The sequence below is a fragment of the Enterococcus sp. E4-223 genome (genome assembly GCF_035727065.1).
Taxonomy (GTDB): domain Bacteria; phylum Bacillota; class Bacilli; order Lactobacillales; family Enterococcaceae; genus Enterococcus_B; species Enterococcus_B faecium.
On sequence record NZ_JAPMLH010000006.1, the window covers coordinates 189,022 to 209,064 of the forward strand.

Annotated in this window: 22 protein-coding genes; 14 read left to right on the top strand and 8 right to left on the bottom strand. The window is 38.8% G+C overall.

Annotated features, from left to right (window positions below; all coding sequences use genetic code 11):
• Nucleotides 1-5: 5 nt before the first annotated feature.
• Nucleotides 6-1,988 (top strand): glucose PTS transporter subunit IIA, encoded by a 1,983-nt coding sequence (locus OS139_RS09915; RefSeq protein WP_002308350.1) that lies wholly within the window; start codon nt 6-8, stop codon nt 1,986-1,988.
• Nucleotides 1,989-2,057: 69 nt separating this feature from the next.
• On the opposite strand, the gene nrdI is transcribed toward OS139_RS09915, so the two are convergent.
• Nucleotides 2,058-2,504, bottom strand: coding sequence for a class Ib ribonucleoside-diphosphate reductase assembly flavoprotein NrdI (nrdI, locus tag OS139_RS09920; protein ID WP_002306102.1), 447 nt, complete (start codon nt 2,502-2,504; stop codon nt 2,058-2,060).
• A 209-nt stretch (nt 2,505-2,713) separates the two neighbouring features.
• Between nrdI and OS139_RS09925 the strand changes: the two genes are divergently transcribed.
• Nucleotides 2,714-4,138, top strand: coding sequence for a basic amino acid/polyamine antiporter (locus tag OS139_RS09925; protein WP_002306103.1), 1,425 nt, complete (start codon nt 2,714-2,716; stop codon nt 4,136-4,138).
• 180 nt (nt 4,139-4,318) lie between these two features.
• Here the strand turns inward: OS139_RS09925 and OS139_RS09930 are convergent, their stop codons facing one another.
• The 3 genes from OS139_RS09930 to OS139_RS09940 form a co-directional block, all read right to left on the bottom strand.
• The gene (locus OS139_RS09930; RefSeq protein ID WP_002287088.1) at nt 4,319-5,092 is read right to left on the bottom strand and encodes an ABC transporter permease subunit; all 774 of its coding nucleotides are present in this window, start codon (nt 5,090-5,092) and stop codon (nt 4,319-4,321) included.
• Complete coding sequence (locus tag OS139_RS09935; RefSeq protein ID WP_002331619.1) at nt 5,089-5,994, bottom strand: ABC transporter ATP-binding protein; 906 nt, start codon at nt 5,992-5,994, stop codon at nt 5,089-5,091. The genes OS139_RS09930 and OS139_RS09935 overlap by 4 nt, the downstream gene beginning before the upstream one ends.
• A 153-nt stretch (nt 5,995-6,147) precedes the next feature.
• Entirely contained in the window at nt 6,148-6,468 is a 321-nt protein-coding gene (locus OS139_RS09940; protein WP_002287086.1) for a DMT family transporter, read from the bottom strand.
• A gap of 473 nt (nt 6,469-6,941) precedes the next feature.
• Here OS139_RS09940 and OS139_RS09945 point away from each other — a divergent pair, with 473 nt between their 5' ends.
• The 4 genes from OS139_RS09945 (at nt 6,942) to OS139_RS09960 (ending at nt 10,773) form a co-directional block, all read left to right on the top strand.
• The gene (locus tag OS139_RS09945; protein ID WP_002291575.1) at nt 6,942-7,628 is read left to right on the top strand and encodes a DUF969 domain-containing protein; all 687 of its coding nucleotides are present in this window, start codon (nt 6,942-6,944) and stop codon (nt 7,626-7,628) included.
• Nucleotide 7,629: 1 nt separating this feature from the next.
• Nucleotides 7,630-8,574, top strand: coding sequence for a DUF979 domain-containing protein (locus OS139_RS09950; protein WP_002306105.1), 945 nt, complete (start codon nt 7,630-7,632; stop codon nt 8,572-8,574).
• Between the two features lie 198 nt (nt 8,575-8,772).
• Nucleotides 8,773-9,417 carry a pyroglutamyl-peptidase I gene (gene pcp / locus OS139_RS09955; protein ID WP_002287081.1) on the top strand — a complete coding sequence of 215 codons (645 nt, stop codon included), beginning with the start codon at nt 8,773-8,775 and terminating at the stop codon, nt 9,415-9,417.
• 78 nt (nt 9,418-9,495) lie between these two features.
• Nucleotides 9,496-10,773: a hypothetical protein gene (locus OS139_RS09960; protein ID WP_002306106.1), complete on the top strand. Its 1,278-nt coding sequence runs from the start codon at nt 9,496-9,498 to the stop codon at nt 10,771-10,773.
• Nucleotides 10,774-10,956: 183 nt separating this feature from the next.
• Here OS139_RS09960 and pnuC read toward each other — a convergent pair whose 3' ends face one another.
• Entirely contained in the window at nt 10,957-11,706 is a 750-nt protein-coding gene (pnuC, locus tag OS139_RS09965) for a nicotinamide riboside transporter PnuC (RefSeq protein ID WP_002299958.1), read from the bottom strand.
• Between the two features lie 330 nt (nt 11,707-12,036).
• Here pnuC and gloA2 point away from each other — a divergent pair, with 330 nt between their 5' ends.
• The 4 genes from gloA2 (at nt 12,037) to OS139_RS09985 (ending at nt 13,896) form a co-directional block, all read left to right on the top strand.
• Nucleotides 12,037-12,417 (top strand): SMU1112c/YaeR family gloxylase I-like metalloprotein, encoded by a 381-nt coding sequence (gloA2, locus tag OS139_RS09970; RefSeq protein ID WP_002287076.1) that lies wholly within the window; start codon nt 12,037-12,039, stop codon nt 12,415-12,417.
• A gap of 95 nt (nt 12,418-12,512) precedes the next feature.
• Complete coding sequence (locus OS139_RS09975; RefSeq protein WP_002291572.1) at nt 12,513-13,022, top strand: hypothetical protein; 510 nt, start codon at nt 12,513-12,515, stop codon at nt 13,020-13,022.
• A 76-nt stretch (nt 13,023-13,098) separates the two neighbouring features.
• On the top strand, nt 13,099-13,278 hold the full coding sequence (locus OS139_RS09980; protein WP_002291570.1) for a hypothetical protein: 180 nt from the start codon (nt 13,099-13,101) through the stop codon (nt 13,276-13,278).
• Nucleotides 13,279-13,332: 54 nt separating this feature from the next.
• The gene (locus OS139_RS09985; RefSeq protein WP_002331618.1) at nt 13,333-13,896 is read left to right on the top strand and encodes a GNAT family N-acetyltransferase; all 564 of its coding nucleotides are present in this window, start codon (nt 13,333-13,335) and stop codon (nt 13,894-13,896) included.
• 46 nt (nt 13,897-13,942) lie between these two features.
• Here OS139_RS09985 and OS139_RS09990 read toward each other — a convergent pair whose 3' ends face one another.
• Both OS139_RS09990 and OS139_RS09995 read right to left on the bottom strand, forming a co-directional pair.
• The gene (locus OS139_RS09990; RefSeq protein WP_002331617.1) at nt 13,943-14,458 is read right to left on the bottom strand and encodes an LURP-one-related/scramblase family protein; all 516 of its coding nucleotides are present in this window, start codon (nt 14,456-14,458) and stop codon (nt 13,943-13,945) included.
• 25 nt (nt 14,459-14,483) lie between these two features.
• A complete protein-coding gene (locus tag OS139_RS09995; RefSeq protein WP_002287072.1) occupies nt 14,484-15,353 on the bottom strand; it encodes a Cof-type HAD-IIB family hydrolase in 870 nt (289 codons plus the stop codon).
• A 125-nt stretch (nt 15,354-15,478) separates the two neighbouring features.
• Here OS139_RS09995 and OS139_RS10000 point away from each other — a divergent pair, with 125 nt between their 5' ends.
• The 4 genes from OS139_RS10000 to OS139_RS10015 all read left to right on the top strand — a co-directional run bounded on the left by OS139_RS10000 (nt 15,479) and on the right by OS139_RS10015 (nt 18,407).
• Nucleotides 15,479-16,159: a uracil-DNA glycosylase gene (locus OS139_RS10000; RefSeq protein WP_002331616.1), complete on the top strand. Its 681-nt coding sequence runs from the start codon at nt 15,479-15,481 to the stop codon at nt 16,157-16,159.
• A gap of 152 nt (nt 16,160-16,311) precedes the next feature.
• On the top strand, nt 16,312-17,292 hold the full coding sequence (gene pta / locus OS139_RS10005; RefSeq protein WP_002306110.1) for a phosphate acetyltransferase: 981 nt from the start codon (nt 16,312-16,314) through the stop codon (nt 17,290-17,292).
• Between the two features lie 124 nt (nt 17,293-17,416).
• On the top strand, nt 17,417-17,890 hold the full coding sequence (gene tsaE / locus OS139_RS10010; RefSeq protein ID WP_002306111.1) for a tRNA (adenosine(37)-N6)-threonylcarbamoyltransferase complex ATPase subunit type 1 TsaE: 474 nt from the start codon (nt 17,417-17,419) through the stop codon (nt 17,888-17,890).
• On the top strand, nt 17,883-18,407 hold the full coding sequence (locus OS139_RS10015; protein ID WP_002306112.1) for a GNAT family N-acetyltransferase: 525 nt from the start codon (nt 17,883-17,885) through the stop codon (nt 18,405-18,407). The genes tsaE and OS139_RS10015 overlap by 8 nt, the downstream gene beginning before the upstream one ends.
• Before the next feature lie 488 nt (nt 18,408-18,895).
• Here the strand turns inward: OS139_RS10015 and OS139_RS10020 are convergent, their stop codons facing one another.
• Nucleotides 18,896-19,429 carry a 3'-5' exonuclease gene (locus OS139_RS10020; protein ID WP_002291442.1) on the bottom strand — a complete coding sequence of 178 codons (534 nt, stop codon included), beginning with the start codon at nt 19,427-19,429 and terminating at the stop codon, nt 18,896-18,898.
• Between the last annotated feature and the right edge of the window lie 614 nt (nt 19,430-20,043).

Sequence of the window (20,043 nt, forward strand, 5' to 3'; positions counted from 1 at the left end):
AGACCATGGCAAAAAACGAATTGACTTTGGAAGAACTGGCAAAACAAATTTATCAAGGAGCAGGCGGTATGGGCAATGTTGAAAGCATTGTCCACTGCATGACTCGTGTACGTATGAAGGTCATCAATGATGATCTTGTAAATGTCTCGGAATTAAAAGCGATTCCAGGAGTACTTGGCGTAGTAGAGGATGAACAGCTCCAAGTCATCATCGGACCTGGGAAAGTGAACAAAGTAGCGCAGGAAATGGTTGACTTAGCAGGCGTGAAATTAGGAGAAAAACTTCCTTCTGCTAGCGCAACTACAGCAAGTTCTTCTGCATCTGGAAAAGACCGTGTAAACGAACGGGCACAAGAAATGAAAGCGGCACAAAAATCGAAACAAAAACCCTCTAAAATCAAATCGGTATTAAAAGACATCTCTAATATCTTTGTACCAATGATCCCTGCATTTGTCGGCACTGGGATCGTGGCAGGGATTGCCGCAGTTTTAGCAAACTTAGTCACAGCTGGAACACTAGACGCAGGAACATGGCAACAATATATCGATGTGATGAACATCTTGAAAAACGGGATGTTTAGCTATCTAGTTATCTATACAGGTATCAATGCTGCACAAGTTTTTGGTGCAACGCCAACGCTTGGTGGAGTTATCGGGGCCGTTGTGATGCTGACAGGGATGAATCCAGAAGCACCACTGAAAAACTTGTTTACCGGTGAAGCTCTTGCAGCTGGACAAGGCGGGATCTTAGGTGTTATCTTCGCAGTTTGGTTATTGTCAATCGTTGAGAAAAAACTGCATAAAGTAGTACCTGATGCGGTAGATATCATCGTTACGCCAACTCTTTCCCTGATTGCCATCGGTCTGATCGAAATTTTCTTCATCATGCCTTTAGCAGGGTTCATTTCTGACGGCATGGTCGGTGGGATCAACTGGGTACTTGGTGTTGGAGGAGCATTTGCCGGCTTCGTTCTAGGTACATTATTCTTGCCAATGGTCATGTTCGGACTACATCAGATCTTGACGCCAATCCATGTACAAATGATTGATGAAACTGGTCGTACCTTATTGCTTCCAATCCTTGCGATGGCCGGAGCAGGACAAGTGGGTGCAGCATTGGCATTATGGATCCGCTGCAAAAAAGACAAAGAATTAACAGAAATGATCAAAGGGGCTTTACCAGTCGGAATCTTAGGAATCGGCGAACCATTGATTTACGGAGTAACATTACCTCTAGGACGTCCATTTATTACTGCTTGTATCGGTGGAGGTATCGGTGGGGCAGTGATCGGAATGATCGGAAATGTCGGAGCAATCGCTATTGGACCTTCAGGAGCCGCTTTGATTCCATTGATCTCTGATGGTAAATGGTTAGGCTATATCCTTGGTTTATTGGCTGCTTACGCTGGTGGCTTCGTTGCTACATTCTTCTTCGGTATTCCCAAAGACCGTTTAGAAAAAGAAGAACTAGCGACCGAAACAGCCACAGTAAATGAAGTACCTGAAAAAGCAGTACCTCAAGCTTCAGCTGAAAGTGTGACTATCTTATCATCAGTTGCTGACGGAACAGTTGTTTCTTTAGATAAAGCAAGTGACCCAGTTTTTGCACAAAAAATGATGGGTGAAGGTTACTTTGTAGAACCAGAAAACGGACATATCTATTCCCCGGTTACTGGAGTAATAAGTTCTGTTTTCCCAACAAAACATGCTATCGGCATTACGACACCAAATGGCTTAGAAATCTTGCTTCACATGGGCATCAACACAGTTGACTTAGGCGGTACGCCATTCGATGTGAAAGTAACAGAAGGACAGCAAGTGACACCTGATACGCTTGTAGCAGAAGCTGACTTAGAAGCAATCAAAGCAGCAGACAAAGAAACCTCCATGATCGTCTTGGTAACCAATATGGATCGTGTAAAAAACTTTGTCTTGGAAAAAACAGGTAAAGCGAAAGCAAAAGCACCTGTGATGGATGTCAAAGCTTAATAAGAATAGAAACAATAGAGAACATAAAAAGAAGAAGCCAAAATTTATTTTTCAGCTTCTTCTTTTGTGTTATTTATTTTTTTCTGCCAAAATTTGATAAACGCGTGCCACATCAGATGGTGTTCCCCGTAATTCATAATCTGCCAAGAAAGGAAAGCCGAATCTTTGTGCGTATTGTTTGGCTGTCAGACAATATTGATTGTTGAAGTTTTTATTACCGCTACCGACTACACCAAGGCAAAGTTTATGATTGTCTTCGTATTCCAGATATTCGCGCATCGTTTCGGTCAAGATTTCTGTGTCACCGTTGTCTAACCCATTCCCGCCGTCTAAATAAGTAGGAACGAAAGTAAAAAATGGTTCTGTTTCTTTCGTAAAATCACTATTTTCATGGATTTCTTTTAAAGTAACTTCAGGATTGACAGGATCTTCTGCATGCATTTTTTCAGCATATTCTGCTAGATGTTTGGCAAAAGCACGCGTATTTCCTGAAATCGATATATATAAAATGTTCATGGATCATCCCCCAATTCTTTCCCTTTAGTATAGCATCTTTTTAAGTTTTTTGGTGGTGTAATTTGGAAAGGGACTAGGCGCTTTGCTTGTATAATGAGAAAAAAGTCGGTAGAATTATATTTCTATTAAAGTTTTTATTAATTAAGTAAAAATAAAAAAGGTTTGTTATACTTTTTGATAAAAGCGGTTTTACTTTGGAGGATGCTTACATGGATACAGAGCAACAGAAAAAAGGAATTGGTTTGATTCCACTTGCTGCCTTAGTGATTGGTTCAGCGATTGGAGGTGGCGTATTTGGTATTATGACGGACATCTCCGGATCGGCTGGTGGCCCAGCTATCTTCAGCTGGGTACTCGTAGGAACAGCAATGTTGATGCTCTCCTTATCGATCAATAATATCAATAAAAAACGTCCAGATTTAAAAGGCGGGATCTTTAGTTACGCAGAAGAAGGTTTTGGCCGTTTCGCTGGTTTTATCAGCGGTTGGGGTTACTGGCTCACATGCTGGTTAGGAAACGTGGCGTTCGCAACATTGTTGATGAGTGCATTAGGTTATTTCTTCCCCGTATTCGAAGGTGGTCAAAATGTGGCATCGATCGTGATGAGTACGATCTTCTTATGGGGATATGCATGGCTAGTGAATCGTGGAGTTGAAAATGCTAGCTTTGTCAATGCTATCGTCACATTTTGTAAATTAGTGCCATTATTTTTATTTATTGTAGTAGCTATCAGCACCTTTTCGATCCAACAATTCATTAATAACTTTTCTAGCGATATCATATTGAATGCGAATGGGCAGCCGATCCCGTTTTCTAGTCAAGTATTGAGTTGCATCATGGTGATGCTCTGGGTATTCGTTGGTATTGAAGGAGCTTCTGTCGTAGGTTCACGAGCAAAAAAACAATCGGATGTTGGGAAAGCAACGATTCTAGGAATATTCGGTTTGATCATTATTTACGTCTTGGTTTCCATGCTTCCATATGGCACAATGACGATGAATCAGCTACAAACGATCAAAGCGCAACCTGCTATGGGATATGTATTTGAAATGATGGTTGGTAAATGGGGGGCGGTCGTGATCAACGGCGGTTTGATCATTTCTTTAGTTGGGGTTTGGCTCTCGTGGACAATCTTGCCGATTGAAACAATGGGGAATATGGCTGAGGACGGACTTTTGCCTAAAGCATGGGGAAAACTCAACAAAAATGGGGCACCAACTTATGCTATCGTATTGACGACGTTATGTACGAATGTCTTTTTACTTTCATTATTATTCACTGACAGTGCATATAACTTTGCTTACACACTTGGTACAGCAGCTATTTTCTTCACGTGGCTTTTCTTAGGATTGTACCAAATGAAACTTTCTTATCAGCGGAAAGAATGGGTCCAATTTTTAGTAGGGTTTTTAGCAAGTGCTTTTCAAGTATGGGCCATGCTAGTTGTAGCCTTTAATGAAGTGATGCTTGTTCTTGTTCTTTTCTTACCAGGTATTTATTTTTACCTCAAAGCACGTAAAGAACAAAACGAACCTGTACAACATATCCACTTAGATAAGATTTTACTTATCGGTGTGACGATGGTCGGAGTAATCGCAATGGTTTTATTTGCCACTGGGATGCTTCACGTATAGAAGTATAAAAGAAGTATAAAGAGAGGTTGTGAGCCTGTCGTTTATTCAAAAACATACTAGGAAAGGAGCTGTGACACAAATGTTGTCACAGCTCCTTTTTCAGAATAAACGGTGTTTAAGAGACAGCCAATCGGCAATAAGGCTGAACGGCTCTTTCACAACCTCTTTTTTGATGAGTCATCATACATTTTTTCGCTTAAATACGAGATATCCTAATGCTAAGAACAAAACGATGTAAGCTAAATTACCGAACAGCATTTGATTAGTAGAAAGATGAGTCAATTGCTTCATGATCTCTTCGTTGCCAATTTGGTTTTGCAGATTCAACATACTGATCGGATTCCATTTGATCCACTCCCATTTTTGGATGAGTGCGATAAGGATACCAGATATGATTGACGAAGCAAAATAAAAGACGATTCCTGCTGAGATGGATGCACCGGAACTATTGATAAAGCAAGCAATCATCAACACTAAACTTAAAATCAGCCATAAACCGATATAACTACCCAAAGTATAAGTGAACAAGCTTTGGATCAGTGTTTGACCAGTAGAAACCTTCTCCGTGAAGGAAATCGAAGGGAAAAGAATCAGTTTCATCAACACAGTGACAATAATAGCTAAAAGGTATAAATAAACAGAATAAATAACTAATGTGATCCATTTGCTTACTAATATTTCTCCTCGAGAATACTTTCTATAAAGGAGATTTTTCAATGTACCATATTGTGCTTCCATCGAAATGATCGTGCTTGCAGCTGCAATCATGATAAAGACAATCCAAGATGTGGCACTAAAAAGCTGAGCAGTCATTTCAACTGGGTCAATGATCGTCGTGTATTTTTTGGCTAGAAGTGCTGTTCCTATGAGCAAAACAACTAATAGAACAGATAAAACAGCAGTTGACTTTTTCTTGATCAATTTAAATAATTCTTGTTTTACAAGCAATGTCATTTTTCTTCTTCCCCCTTTACTGAATCCAGAATTTCCAATAGAGAAGATTCCAAATCATTCGTCAGATGCTGGACGTCTGTCACATGGATATTTTGTGCAGACAATAACTGGATCACGGTTCCTAATAATTCTTCGTTTTCTTTTAAAAGCTTGATTTTATCAGAATCTTCCAAAGTATATCCAGCTTCTGTCAAGATCGTTCGAGCAGCTAGATCATTCGTTGTAGAGATAATGATGAAGTCTTGCGCTGCTTGGTTCAATTCAGCCATTGTACATTGCTTGATGATCTTTCCTTGATTGATCAGGATCAGCTCATCCACCATTTTTTCAAGCTCACTGAGTAAGTGACTGGAGATCAAGAAAGAGGTGCCTTGAGCAGCCAAGTCGGTAATGATTTTTCGCACATCTCTTGTTGCTTGTGGATCCAACCCGTTCATCGGTTCATCTAAAATAACGATAGAAGGATGGTTCAGTAAGGCAAGAGCAATCCCTAGCTTTTGTTTCATTCCCAACGAGTAAGATTTCGCTTTTTTGTGAATGTACTTTTCCATCTTGAGCTGATTCACGATAGTATCGATAGCAGATACATCGTTTGTTTCAGAGAATAACTTCAGATGATCATAGCCTGTTAAGAATGGGTAGATACCCGGATATTCGATCAATGCTCCTACTTGTTCCAACCCTTTATGACTAGAGGGAGAAATCTCATTTTCACCAATACGGATTGTTCCATCTGAGTAATGGATCAGTCCTAAAATAGCTTTCATGATCGTTGTTTTTCCAGCGCCATTAGGACCTACTAATCCAACGATTTTGCCAGGAGATAAGTTAAAACTGACATCGCTGAGGGCTTGTTTGTGACCAAAGTTCTTGGATAATTCTTGGACCGAAAGACTTTTCAAAAATATTCACTCCTTTTCTATAGATAGTACAAGCATACACCTGATGAGTGGAGAAGTCGCTAGGTCATTGGACTTATTTCTTATTTTTTCATAAAAAAATTGAATATTAAATAAAAAGGCTTATTTTTTCTGATCAGTACTTATTCCAAGTGTCTAGTGGCCGCTAGTAATCTTGATGCCAATGATACTGATGAGTAGCATCCCCACAAAGAACCAAGTGGAAAGATTCAGCTTATCATGAAACAAGACCACACCAATTATGACCGAACCAACTGCGCCAATCCCTGTCCAGATAGGATAAGAGAGACTCATCGGCAAACTTTTGATTGCCTTTGATAAAAAGTAAAAACTAGCAATCATTCCAATCACTGTGTAAAAAGAATAATTGATTTTAGAAAAACCATCACTCCATTTCATCATCGTTGACCAGAATACTTCCAAAATTCCTGCTATGATTAATTCCATCCATGCCATACATACGTTCCTCCTTCAATATAAAAAATACACAAAAAGAGGAGAATCATCCCTTCAAAGACCTAATGGAATGATCATCCTCTTTTTTACTACCCGGTGGCAGATCGTATATCTTTTTCTGTAGTATAGCACACCTATCCAGATATCGGCAATCTCATACTTTTTAGTAAAGTGTACCAAGCATTGACGGATATATCGTTAGCAGAAAAGAAGATGAATGCTTTGCAATTTCATAGAAAGGAGTTGTTATTTATTAATCATTTAAAAAAAACAGTAACTAGACCTTATTTCTATATATTAGCGGGCAATAAATTAAAAAAAGCTTTACCTTACAATAAGTAAGATAATTTTTGTGATAAAAAAATAACGAAAAATATTTAAAAATAGTGTCTATTTCGTGAGAAAACAACTATATTTTTTATGTGTTTTGCTTTATAATTAAAAAAATATTGTCATTTTATGGAGGAAAATATATGGAAAATTATCTTAGCCTTTTAGGCGTCTTGATTGTTATTCTCGGGTTTGCATTTAAATTAGACTCGATATTGATCGTAATGGTTGCTTTAGTTGTTACAGCTTTGACTGGCGGTCTTGGCATTCAAGGAATGTTAGAACTTTTAGGTACAAGTTTTGTAAACAATCGCGGGATGGCGATTTTTATCATCATTATGTTGGCAACAGGAACGCTTGAAAGAAATGGTCTGAAAGAATCAGCGGCTTCCTTGATCAAGCGATTCAAGAAAGTATCTGCTGGTATGATTGTAGATATTTATGGGATCTTTCGAATGATCTTTGCGGCTTTTAACGTGAGTTTTGGTGGAGTTGCTGGATTTGTTCGTCCGATCATTCTACCTATGGCATTGGGAACCATCGAATCAAAAGGATTAAAAGTCCATCCTAAGCATGAAGAAGAACTAAAAGGGATGGCTTCGGCTATGGAAAATGTCTGCTGGTTCTTTGGCCAAGTACTATTCATCGGAGGAGCAGGGGCGTTGCTAGTCCAATCAACACTGAAAGATCTAGGATATGACGTAACATTGGGACAGCTTGCTTTAGTGGAAGTTCCAGTGGCTATCACGGCTTTAGTTGTGGCAAGTGTCTACTTCTATCTTAAAGAAAAGAAATTAGCGAAGAAATATTATCCAGGAAAGGGGCAATAAGATGGACTTTTTTACAAATCCTGATATTTTATTAGGCGATAAATTACTGGAGATCCTTTATATCGTGATGGGACTCGTATTGATTTACACTGGAGTAAGAAATTTAACAGATAAAACCAATCCTCATCGTTATGGGTCAGCCTTTTTCTGGACGGTCTTAGGGGTAGTTATTGCAGGAGGAAGATGGCTTCCGGCAATCGTGAATGGTGGCTTGATCTTTGCGATGACCATACCAGCAATTGCTAAGAAAGTCAGCAAAGGAGAAAGCCGGCTTCCATCAAAAGAATATATGGAAAAAATGTCAGACAAACTAGGAATGAAAATCTTTATTCCAGCTTTGAGTATCGGTGTCTTTGCGATCTTGTTTGCTCTATTTACCAATTTAGGTGCTTTAGTCGGCGTGGGCGTCGGTGTTTTTGCAGCCATGCTAATCTTGATGTTCTTTTCTCAAGATAATCGACCAAGTACATTTTTAGATGATGCAGCAGATATGCTGGGCACAGTAGGGCCGTTAAGCATGTTGCCAATGCTTTTAGCTTCTCTAGGTGCGGTATTTACAAGCGCTGGAGTTGGGACAGTGATTTCCAATGCAGTAGGTACGATCGTTCCAGAAGGAAATGTGAACATCGGCATCATCATTTACGCTCTTGGCATGGTGATATTTACGGTAATCATGGGGAATGCATTTGCGGCCATCACCGTGATGACGGTTGGGATCGGTGCACCATTCGTATTTAGTCATGGAGCGAATCCAGCGTTAATAGGAATGGTTGCATTGACTTGCGGTTTTTGTGGGACCCTGCTGACACCGATGGCTGCTAACTTCAATATCGTGCCTGTAGCGATGCTGGAGATGAAAGACAAATACGGAGTGATCAAAAACCAGTTGTTTATTGCGTTATTTATGCTAGTTTTCCAAATTGCTTATATGATTCTATTTAAATAATAGAAGAGAAGGGTTGTGACAGAATAATTGTCGCAACCTCTTCTAACATTGTAGTGGAACACTATTTTTTTATAAGAATATATTAAGTTTGATCTGTTATGTTATTTAAACTATTGTTTCCTTTATTTACGCTGTTCAAGGAAAATGGTATGATAAAAGATAACCATATGTTAAATCAATCGGACGGAGGAACAACAGATGAAAGTACTAGTAACAGGTTTTGATCCATTTGGTGGGGACAAAGTGAATCCAGCCTATGAAGCAGTAAAAAAAATGCCAGATGAAATCAGCGGTGCTGAAATCATCAAAGTGGAAGTACCGACCGTATTCGAAAAAAGCAGTCAAGTAGTCAAAGAAGCCATCCAACAGCACCAACCAGATGTCGTGATCTGTGTCGGACAAGCAGGTGGACGGTCAGCAGTCTCGTTCGAACGTGTCGCAATCAATCTAGCAGAAGCAAGAATCCCTGATAATGAAGGAAATCAGCCATTCGATACGGCTTTAGAAGAAAACGGTCCAGCCGCTTACTTTACCTCATTGCCAATCAAAGCAATGACAAAAAATGTACAAGATCATGGTCTACCAGCGTACATCTCTTATACAGCAGGAACATTTGTCTGCAACGATATCATGTATCGTTTGCTTCATTTGATCGAAACACAATTCCCGGCCATTCGAGGTGGGTTCATCCACGTGCCATTCTCACCCGATCAAGTGATCGATCGTCCAGTGGGTACACCTTCTATGTCTTTAGAAGACATTGCTTCTTCTTTGACTTATGCAGTTGAAGCAGCAGTAGAAAATAAAGAAGATATTTCCGGAAATGCCGGAACAACTCACTAGTTTAGCAAGAAACACTGGCTGGTTGCTAACGTTATGTTAGTAGCCAGCTTTTTGTAATTAGAAAGGAAAGAAACAGCCGTGGAAGAATGGCAATCCGTCTTTGAAGAATGGTTTCCAAAAGAAATCAGCAAAAGCTATCCCATCAAAATTTCTAAACAATACACAAGCAGTCAACGTTGGGAGATCTATGCAAAATTAACGAAAAAACAGCGGGAACTAGTCGATAAGCACCGCCGATATCTAATCAGCTCTCGTTTTATGGAAGAACATTATTTAGCTGCAACAGATTGGGTGTTTTCTGACTTCAAGATCAATCCGTTTTTTCGAACAAAACGAAGCCAGCAAAAATTGTATTGTGAGTGTGGTAGAGAATTAAAAGTGCAATACATCGTTAAATCGCCAAAAACCGGAAAGATCCTAAAACTAGGCATCAACCACTTTGCCGATCACCTGCATGTCTCTCCGACAGTGGCAGCTTCGATCCATCAGGGAATGACAAAAGTTGATCTGGCCTTAGACGAATTATTATGGCTTAAGCAGAAGAATATCGATTTTCCTGAAGGACTATGGCAAAAATACTGTTTTGTCTTGTACCAAAATCGTCGGATGAAACAGCCATATTTACCGGATATAAAATTAGCTCAGCGGCTCGCAGAATTTCGCCAAGTAGAAATGCCGATTTACATAGCGGATTATCAAGCATTGGAAAATGAAATCAAGAAAATAAGTGAACACATCAATGGGCAGCCAAAAAAGCGACAGATAAAAAAAGAACTATTTGACGACTTTGCAGAAGAATTAGTAAAGGATGTAGAAGAATTCTTGATCAACTATCGCGCATTTTTACGTAAAGATTGGCAATCCATCGTATATGAAGAAGTGCCAGTACATCCTAATGCTTATTTTGAAACATTTATTTCCGTGTTGAGAAAGACAAAACGTCAACGAACACCAGAAGTCACTGCTCAGATGGAATATTTTGCGAAAAACCAACGATTCATCCAACCAAAAATCTATCTATTTATTTGGAAGCAATATTGTCGCTATGGTTTTACAGAAGGGTTCTTCGACAGCATTCCTCGGATAGTCAGAAATGGTTTTTTAAAAGTATTGCGTAAAGAACGAGAAGCTATACAATCTGCTGATAAGAAAGACCGTACAGTCTCAAAAGAAAAATGGCAACTAGTAGTTAAAGATATCCAATCTGGAAATATGCAAGAGACAATCGACAAATGGAAAGGAAAACATTATCGTTTTACTGAAGCTCAGAAACAAGCGTTGGAATATTATCAGAAGTTAGAAGAATCACTGCGTTTCAATGATGAGGCAAGAAAGTATCTGAAGGAATTACTATAAAAAATAGAGGCTGGGACAGAAGCGTTTAACTCCAAGAAATAAGAAGGAATTCACGAAAATTGCTTTTCGAATTTTTGTGAATTTCAGCTTATTTCCGAAGGAGTTGCTTCTGCTTCAGCCGTTTATACGTGTTTAGAGCGTGAGACAAAAGTGTTCTTTACTTTTGTCCCACGCTCAGTTTTTTTATGCGTGTTGTTGTGCGTTGTAGTATTCTTCTTCCATTTTTTGCATACGTTCACGTTCTTTTTGGTTATACCAAGGTGAAACGGTAAATGCAAGGACATCATTCAGCAAGTAAACAGAGCTGTTCACGAACATCGCCAAACTTGCAGATCCATGCGTAAATGAAATATACCAAAGGACCATTTGAGCAAGCCCTGAAGCTAACCACCAGTAATATTGGTTGTTGTAACGCAAGAAACTGATGATACCAGCAGTCAAGCTAATAGAAAAAGCAATGGCATCTACCCACGGCCGAGGATCATCTGTATAACGACCAATCAGGAATCCTGAAACAAGATAGACAAGGAAAGTACTGATGATTGCGATAAACCAGCTTTTTCCAGTGAATTTTCGGATTTTTGAAGCCATATTATGATTCCATTCTTTACTTAACAATACGGGGATATCCAATGTGATCATATAAGCAATCTGTTCACCGATACTTAAATAGTTCTTTGCTGAGAATCCAACGATAATAAAACAAATCGCAGACAAAATACCTAAAATACCGTTGACTGATTTTGCCGCATTGATGGATAAAATACACAATACACCAAGCGTGGTACCGATAAATGTAATAACGGCCAGCCAAGTGATGGGACTATTGACAAGAGTCATGACCTGGCAGCCAAGACTGAAAAAGAAAAGATAATAATTTTGTTGCGGCCAGCCTTTTAGCTGATGAGCTAAAAACTGAAAATATGACTTCATGTATGAGGACTCCTTAAGACACTAAATGTAGTGTGTTCTGTATTTACTAACACAATCTATTGTATGCTTTTCTTAAAAAAAAACTAGTCTTTCAATTACAAATAATTTGTGTTATGATAATTTTCTGTTTGTTTTCTTGAAAATATAATTTCTTACTTTCATTTATTATATTGGGAACAGGAAGAGTGTCTTGGAGGACCTACTTTCTGTTTTTTTTGCCTTTTTTCTTAATAAAAAGGAAAAACAGCTATTTTTTTCAATCTGACACATTTACAATGGAACTGGAGATTAATATAGATCCGAGCTTAAACGAAGAATAGGAGTGCTCATATGAACCTTACAACGATCCATCATATAGCCATCATTGTTTCAGATTATCAGAAATCACGTGATTTTTATGTTAATAAATTAGGATTTGAAGTAATCAGAGAAAATTACCGCAAAGAACGAGATGACTATAAATTAGATCTGAAACTAGGAAGTGCTGAATTGGAGATTTTTGGAATTGCTAATGCACCACAACGACCAAACTATCCAGAAGCTTGTGGCTTGCGTCATCTTGCTTTCAAAGTAGACGATATTGAAGAAACAATTGCAGAATTGCAGTCCTTAGGGATCGAATCAGAACCGATTAGAGAAGATACCTTTACAGGAAAAAAAATGACGTTTTTCTTTGATCCAGACGGATTGCCATTAGAATTGCACGAATAAAGATAACAAAATTGTCACTTTTTTTTCGTTTCATTCGATTTTTCATTCGTTCATTTCTTGATATTCTTTAAAAAAAAGAAACAGGAGAATGAAGAATGAAAAAAATGATGTTTGGTGTTGCTGCCCTCATCGTAATAGGGATTACCGGTATGACGGGACTGCTCAATGCCGCTTTTCACATGGATGATATTAGTGACCAGGAATATCGGATCTCATTGAAAAAAGCAGCAGCAATTGTAAAAAACGAAACAAAAGAACATAACATATCTGCTATTCATTTTGCAGTTGAAAAAGACTTGGATAATCCTACGAATGCAACATATGAATACCAGTTTTTTTGTGAAGGACAAGTCATAGCAGTCAATCCATCCACTGGGAAAACAACCGTACGAAATGACACGAAAAAGGCCGCAGAACATCTTTTTGATATAGAAAAAGCGGAAGAGTTCAAACAACCGCAAGCAGCGATGAAGGAAGCAGTCAGCTACTACGGGAAAAAAGCAAAAGTGAAAGAGTGGACACTTCTAGTCAAAGATGAACGTCCTTATTATAAAGTCCGATTAATAGATGGAGAACAGGACCGTCAGGTATGGATATCTGCATAGAAGAAGGATATTGCTTCTCTTTTTTTCAATATAAGAGTAAGCTAAGAGAGTAAAGATGAAAGGAAGTTGAGATAACATGGAAAAAATGAAATGCCCTAATTGCGGAAAAAAATTTGCATACGAAGAAGTCAATAATGTAGTCGAACATAATGATAAAGAAATGCCAGTCGTCTGCCCTTATTGCCGAACTGAAGCGGCAAGAATCGTTACTCATGGTTATTTCATTACTGAAAAGATTGAAGATTTTTTAAAATAACGATTTTGCGATTTCTTTTTCTGCATGTTAGAATGGAGAAAAGGAGAGGAAACTATGATTCGTTTTGCGAGAAAAGAAGATGCTCCAGAAATCGCCCCATTGATCTTAGTGATTCTAAAAGACATGGAATTGCCATTTTTGAAGCAGACAGGGGAACAAAAGACTTTAGAGATTTTAGAAGAAGCAATCACTGATCCAAATTATCGTTACAGTTATTCACGAGGTATCGTAGAAGAAATAGACGGTAAAGTTGCAGGAGTTGCTTACGGTTATACAGATGAAGAAGAATCAATCATCGATCAGCCACTGGTACCTATCTTAGAGAAATATCAGCTAGATGCGTCTACACGTTTGTTTATTGATAAAGAAACGTTTCCCGATGAATGGTATTTGGACTCTATCAGCGTATCAGAAGATTTTAGAGGACAAGGCATCGGTTCACGGTTATTAGAAGCATTACCTAAATTGGCGAAGAAAGCTAATCGCTCCGTCATCGGTCTAAGTGTGGATGAAAAAAATCCAAAGGCTAAAAAATTATACGAACGCCATGACTTCAAAGTTGTCGGTCAGCGGATGATCAGTGGTCATCTTTATGATCATATGCAAAAGAATATCTAAAAAGATGTACCTAAAATGCGTATTTCCGCATTTCAGGTACATCTTTTTAACTTAAGTCAAGTCGGTAAGAAACAGACTTATCGCGACTTTTGTCTTTACGGTAGAGCCAGTAATCTAAAACCGCAGCAATACAAATACAAACTGGAGCATCTTCATCATTTGAGACATCCAATACATAGTAATCTCCTGAAAAAAGTGTTGCTTTATCCATTTTCATGATTTGCTGATTGAAATGATGGATTTGATATTGATGATTATAGATATCACCTTGGACTGTCCAGTGAAGTCTACGAATATAATAAAAATCACCGGGCCAATTGAATATTTTCTGCATGGTTCCCACCTTTTCGAACTCTTTATACAGCTCAAAACGCGTACCGAATGTCAGGCTTATCTGCTTGATGTGAGCAACGAGATCGCCATTCATGGCATAAAGAGACAATGCATCGCCCTTTGTTCCCCAGCGACCAACCATCAAAAACAGGGAATATCCTTTTTCGTTTTTGACAATTGTCCGAGTTGCACGTCCAAGCTGTTTTTCCTGAATGAAAAATTCTGACATCTATATCCCTCTTTTCTAGATAAAACTACAAGTCTTCTGCAATCGCGCGCAATATGGCTTTTCCTACGCCAGATTCAAGGTTTGTGTCCGTTGTATATTTGGCATAATCTTTTACTTCGATTTCTGCATTTCCCATTGCGAAACTGACTCCTGCTACTTGCAGCATGCTGACATCATTGAAGTTATCGCCAATCGTCATGACTTCTTCTAAAGAAATCCCACGCTCGTGAGCGACATGGGCAACAGCAATTCCTTTTTGAGCGTTTTTATGGTTCACTTCGATATTGTTTTGACCAGAGGAAGTAACGGCCAAATCGCCTAAAAGAGAAATCTGCTTTCCAACTGGACCTAATACAGCTGGCCCTTCTGTATGAAAACAAATAATTTTTAAAACTTCCAGATTCTTTTCTTCCAAGATAGCACGAATACTGTCCACGTATGTGATGTGCAATAACTCTAGCTTAGCTGAGGCCATGGCAATCGCCATTTTATACGTAAGGTGAGGTAAATGGGTAGCCACCATGGAAGCAAAACTTTCGATTCGTTTCGCTTGATTTTCAGAATAAAGACCATCGTTGGTTGCTACTTCATAGTAAATACCGTTAGCATCTAGAATATCTAAAACAGAGATTGCTTGATTATTTGGAATCGATACGGTAAACAGTGAATTTCCTTCTTTATCAAATACCTGTGCCCCGTTCAAAGTGATCATCGCACAATCGATTCCTACCTCATCTAAAGCTGCGCGAGCTTCTTGATAGTTTCGACCAGTAGCGACCATGAACTCAACACCGGCATCATTTGCAAAACGTATCGCCTCGGCATTTTCAGGAGAAACACTCATATGGGCATCTAATAATGTGCCGTCCATATCTGATGCAATTAATTTGATCATAATGATTATCGTTCCTTTCTGCTTCTTGTTCCTAGTTTACCATATTAATCAAGTGCTGAGGGTGAAGATTGTCCCTTGTGATTGAAGAAAATGTGAGTTATTCTTTTTATTAGGAGGTGGAGGTTTTGAAAGAAATCATTCATAACAGTTGGCAAGAAGTTTTGTCCTCAGAATTTTCAAAAGATTATTATCTGCATCTAAGAGAATTTTTAAAAAAAGAATATGCGTCCCAAAAGATCCATCCAGATATGTATCATATCTATGAAGCATTGAAATTGACTCCTTATGAAGAAGTTAAAGTTGTGATTTTAGGACAAGATCCTTATCATGGAGAAAATCAAGCTCATGGCTTATCTTTTTCTGTGCAACCCGGCGTAAAGATCCCGCCATCGTTAAGAAATATCTATAAAGAGCTTTATGATGATCTTGGAATCGCACCTGTTCAACATGGAAATCTAGTGTCATGGGCTAAACAGGGAGTCCTTTTACTCAACACCGTTCTTACCGTTCGGGAAGGGCAAGCGTATTCTCATCGCGGGAAAGGTTGGGAAAGATTAACAGACACGATCATTGAAAAATTAAATGAACGGGAAAAACCAATCGTGTTTATCTTGTGGGGAAAACCGGCACAAGAAAAAATCAAAATGATCGATAAGAGTCGCCATATCATCATAACATCTCCACATCCCAGTCCGTTATCTGCAAGTCGTGGCTTTTTTGGTTCCAAACCCTTCTCGAAAACGAATGATGCGCTCCTTGCGTTAGGAGAAGAACCGATTGATTGGCAACTGCCTGAAACAGTGTAATAAAACAGCGCTTTCCTGTTATAGCGCAGTTCGCTATGTATGTGAAAAACTTAATTTTTCCAGCATTTTTGACTGATACAGATAAAATAAACTGTTCTTTTTTTCTGGAATAGTGTATGATAATACATATAAAAACGTCTGGAGGTCATCTTGTGGAATTGTTTGATAGTTTAAGATTTAAGATTGTTCGCCGTGGGATCAAAATCGTTTTCCCGGAAGCTACTGATGCTCGTATTTTAGGCGCAGCTGCCCGGTTGAAAGCAGAAGAACTTGTGGAACCCATTTTAGTAGGGAACGAAGAAGAAATAAGAAATGCAGCGCATGCCAGAGGAATCAAAACATCTAGCTTTACGATCATCAGCCCTGATAATTACGATAAGTGGGATGAAATGGTGGATGCTTTTGTTGAACGCAGAAATGGAAAGGCATCCAAAGAACAAGCAGAAAAGATTTTAAAAGATGTGAATTACTTTGGTACGATGCTTACGTATATGGGGATTGCAGACGGAATGGTCTCTGGAGCGATCCATTCGACTGGCGACACTGTTCGCCCAGCACTTCAGATCATCAAAACAAAGCCTGGCATCAGTCGGACAAGCGGAGCGATGATCATGGTACGTGGAAGAGATCAAGAAAAATATGTCTTTTCGGATTGTGCGATCAACGTGAATCCAACTGCGCAAGAATTGGCTGAAATCGCCGTAGATTCTGCAAAAACAGCTGAACTGTTCGATATCGAACCAAAAGTGGCGATGATGAGCTTCTCGACAAAAGGTTCAGCGAAATCGCCAGAAGTAGACAAAGTAGTTGAAGCCACTAAAATCGCTAAAAAACTAGCACCACAATATTTGATCGACGGCGAATTGCAATTTGATGCTTCTTATGTTCCTTCAGTTGCACAACTGAAAGCGCCAGATTCAGAAGTAGCTGGTCAAGCAACAGTCTTTGTATTTCCAGAATTGCAATCAGGAAATATCGGCTATAAAATTGCTCAACGTTTTGGTAACTTTGAAGCAATCGGACCAATCTTGCAAGGTTTGAACAAACCGGTTTCTGATTTGTCTCGTGGGGCAAATGAAGAAGACGTATATAAATTATCGATTATCACAGCAGCACAAACATTGATTGATTAACAAATACACACGGACTAGTCCAAAAACGGCAGCTGCTGTTCTTGGCTAGTTCGTTTTTTTCTTTAAAAAAACTTCATTACGCGATATACTGGCAAAAAGAAAGAAGAGCGGGAGAAGATGAAAAATGATCGAACTATCAGGATTAACAATGACAGAACAATTTGCAGAGGCAATTGGTCATTCCGCCATGCCAGGTGATAATCTGATATTGACTGGTGATCTAGGTGCGGGTAAAACAACATTGACGAAAGGTATCGCCCAAGGACTGGGAATAAAGCAAATGATCAAAAGTCCGACATACACGATTATTAGAGAATATAATCAAGGCAGGATTCCGTTGTATCACATGGATATTTATCGGGTAGCAGCTAGCGGAGCTGACTTAGGGTTAGATGAATATTTTGAAGGAGATGGGCTTTCCGTTGTCGAATGGGGAAACCTATTAGAAGAAGCACTGCCAGAAGATTATTTGGAACTGATTTTAGAAAAAAGTGATACAGATTTAGAAAAGCGTTATGTGAAACTAATCTCATACGGGGAGCAAAGTGAAACCTTCAAACAGCGAATCCTAGAAAAATGGGTTGAAAACCATGAGTGAAGAAATTGGAATCATCTTGCGGGAAGCAGTGCCAGATGATGCAAAAGATATTCTTTCGATGATGGAACAAGTCAATAGCGAGACAGAATTTTTAGCTTTAGATGAAGCTGAACTTCTTTTACCCCCAGAAACTTTATCAGAAGAGTTGAGTTATATGTACGAAAGCAACAATAATTTATTGCTGCTTGCAATCAATGAGGGGACGATTGTTGGAACAGCATCAGTCAAAGCAGACAGTCAATTTCGTTTATCTCACGTGGGAGAAGTCGGTATCAGTATCCTGCAGGAATATTGGGGAATGGGACTAGGTACTCTTATGCTAGAAGAAATCATCAATTGGGCGAAGGAAATGGGTGTACTTTTTCGATTGGAGCTGGATGTTCAAGTTCGTAATGAAAGAGCCGTACACCTTTACCAGAAAATGGGTTTCCAAATCGAAGCAGTCATGCCTAGAGGGGCAAGAACAGATTTAGGTGAATTTTTAGATGTATATAAAATGAGTTATTTGATTGAATAGAAAAAATAAGAAAAGAGTTAAGAAACTGTCATCCTTTTGGGAAGGCAGAAAAACGTATGAATGGACTGTGACAAAAGTCGTGACGCAGTCCATTTTTTGAATAAACGGTGTTCAATCAGCTGACCTTCGATATTCGCTCAAAAAACGGCAAAATATGAGGAACTATTTTGCCGTTTGTTTCTCTAATACTCAGATCAAAACGCTGATTTCACAACCTCTTGGTAAACGGTGTTCAAAAGCTTGCATCTGCGGTAATAAGTCCAACCAAATGAAAAATATCAGAAGCTATTTTTGTTTGGCTGTTCTTATTACTTGATGCAGAACAGCTTTTTCACAACCTCTTCCTTATACGGTGTTCTCCTGCCAGCTCCTCGGTCACCAGTCACAATATTTAATAAACATGAGGAGCTATTTTTTGAGATTGCTCCTTGTGACTCGGAGTGAAACGGCAGGCTCACGACCTCTTTGTGTGTTTCATAAGTATTCTTTTACTTTATAGTCACAAGTTTTTTCAATGGATCTGTCCCGAATTTTTTTTCTTGATAAAGCAGGATTTCCGCACATGCACGACTATCTTCCAATGCATCATGGTGATGATCTAATTGGATGTTCAAATTTTCGCACACAGTGTTCAATCGATGATTTGGAAATTCAGGAAACAAGCGACGGCTACTTTTCACTGTACATAAAGAAAGATAATTAGGCTGTTCAAGATGATAATAATCTAAGCATCCCGCTAAGACCTTTGTATCAAAAGCAGCATTATGTGCAACGACTAAACGATTTTTTTGAAAATATGGTTGGATAGTTTGCCAGACTTCTGGGAATTTCGGCGCATTGCGTACGTCTTCTTGATGGATTCCGTGAATTTGGACATTTCGCCAGAAAAAAGGAGTCTCAGGCTGTATCAATGTATAGAATTCATCAACGATCTGGCTGTTTTTTACCATGACTAGTGCAAGAGAACAAGCACTATAAGGCTGATGATTGGCAGTTTCAAAATCCATGGCAACAAAATTCATTTCTGTAAAACCTCCTTGGGAAATTACTGTAACATACTTTTGAAAAAAGCAAATAAATTTAACAAAAAACATAGAATTTTTTATGTAATATTTGTTGAAAAAAGCTAGTTTTTGAACTTATTCCTTGTGATTTGGAGTTAGATAGGGATCATGACTTCTCGGTATTAAGTCAAATTTATGCAAAGTTGTGAGGAACCATTTTCAAAAAAATTTCTTACGACTCGAAAGTAGGCGACTTTTTCGCAACCTCTCCACTAAACGGTGTTCAATCAGCTGACCCTCGGTATTAGCTCAAAAAACGGCAAAATATGAGGAACTATTTTTCCGTTTCTTTCTCTACTACTCAGGTCAGAACGCTGATTTTACAACCTCTCCACTAAACGGTGTTCAATCAGCTGACTCTCGGTATTAGCTCAAAAAACGGCAAAATATGAGGAACTATTTTTTCCATTTGTTTCTCTAATACTCAGGTCAGAACGCTGATTTTACAACCTCTCCACTAAACGGTGTTCAATCAGCTGACCCTCGGTATTAGCTCAAAAAACGGCAAAATATGAGGAACTATTTTTCCGTTTGTTTCTCTAATACTCAGGTCAGAACGCTGATTTCACAAC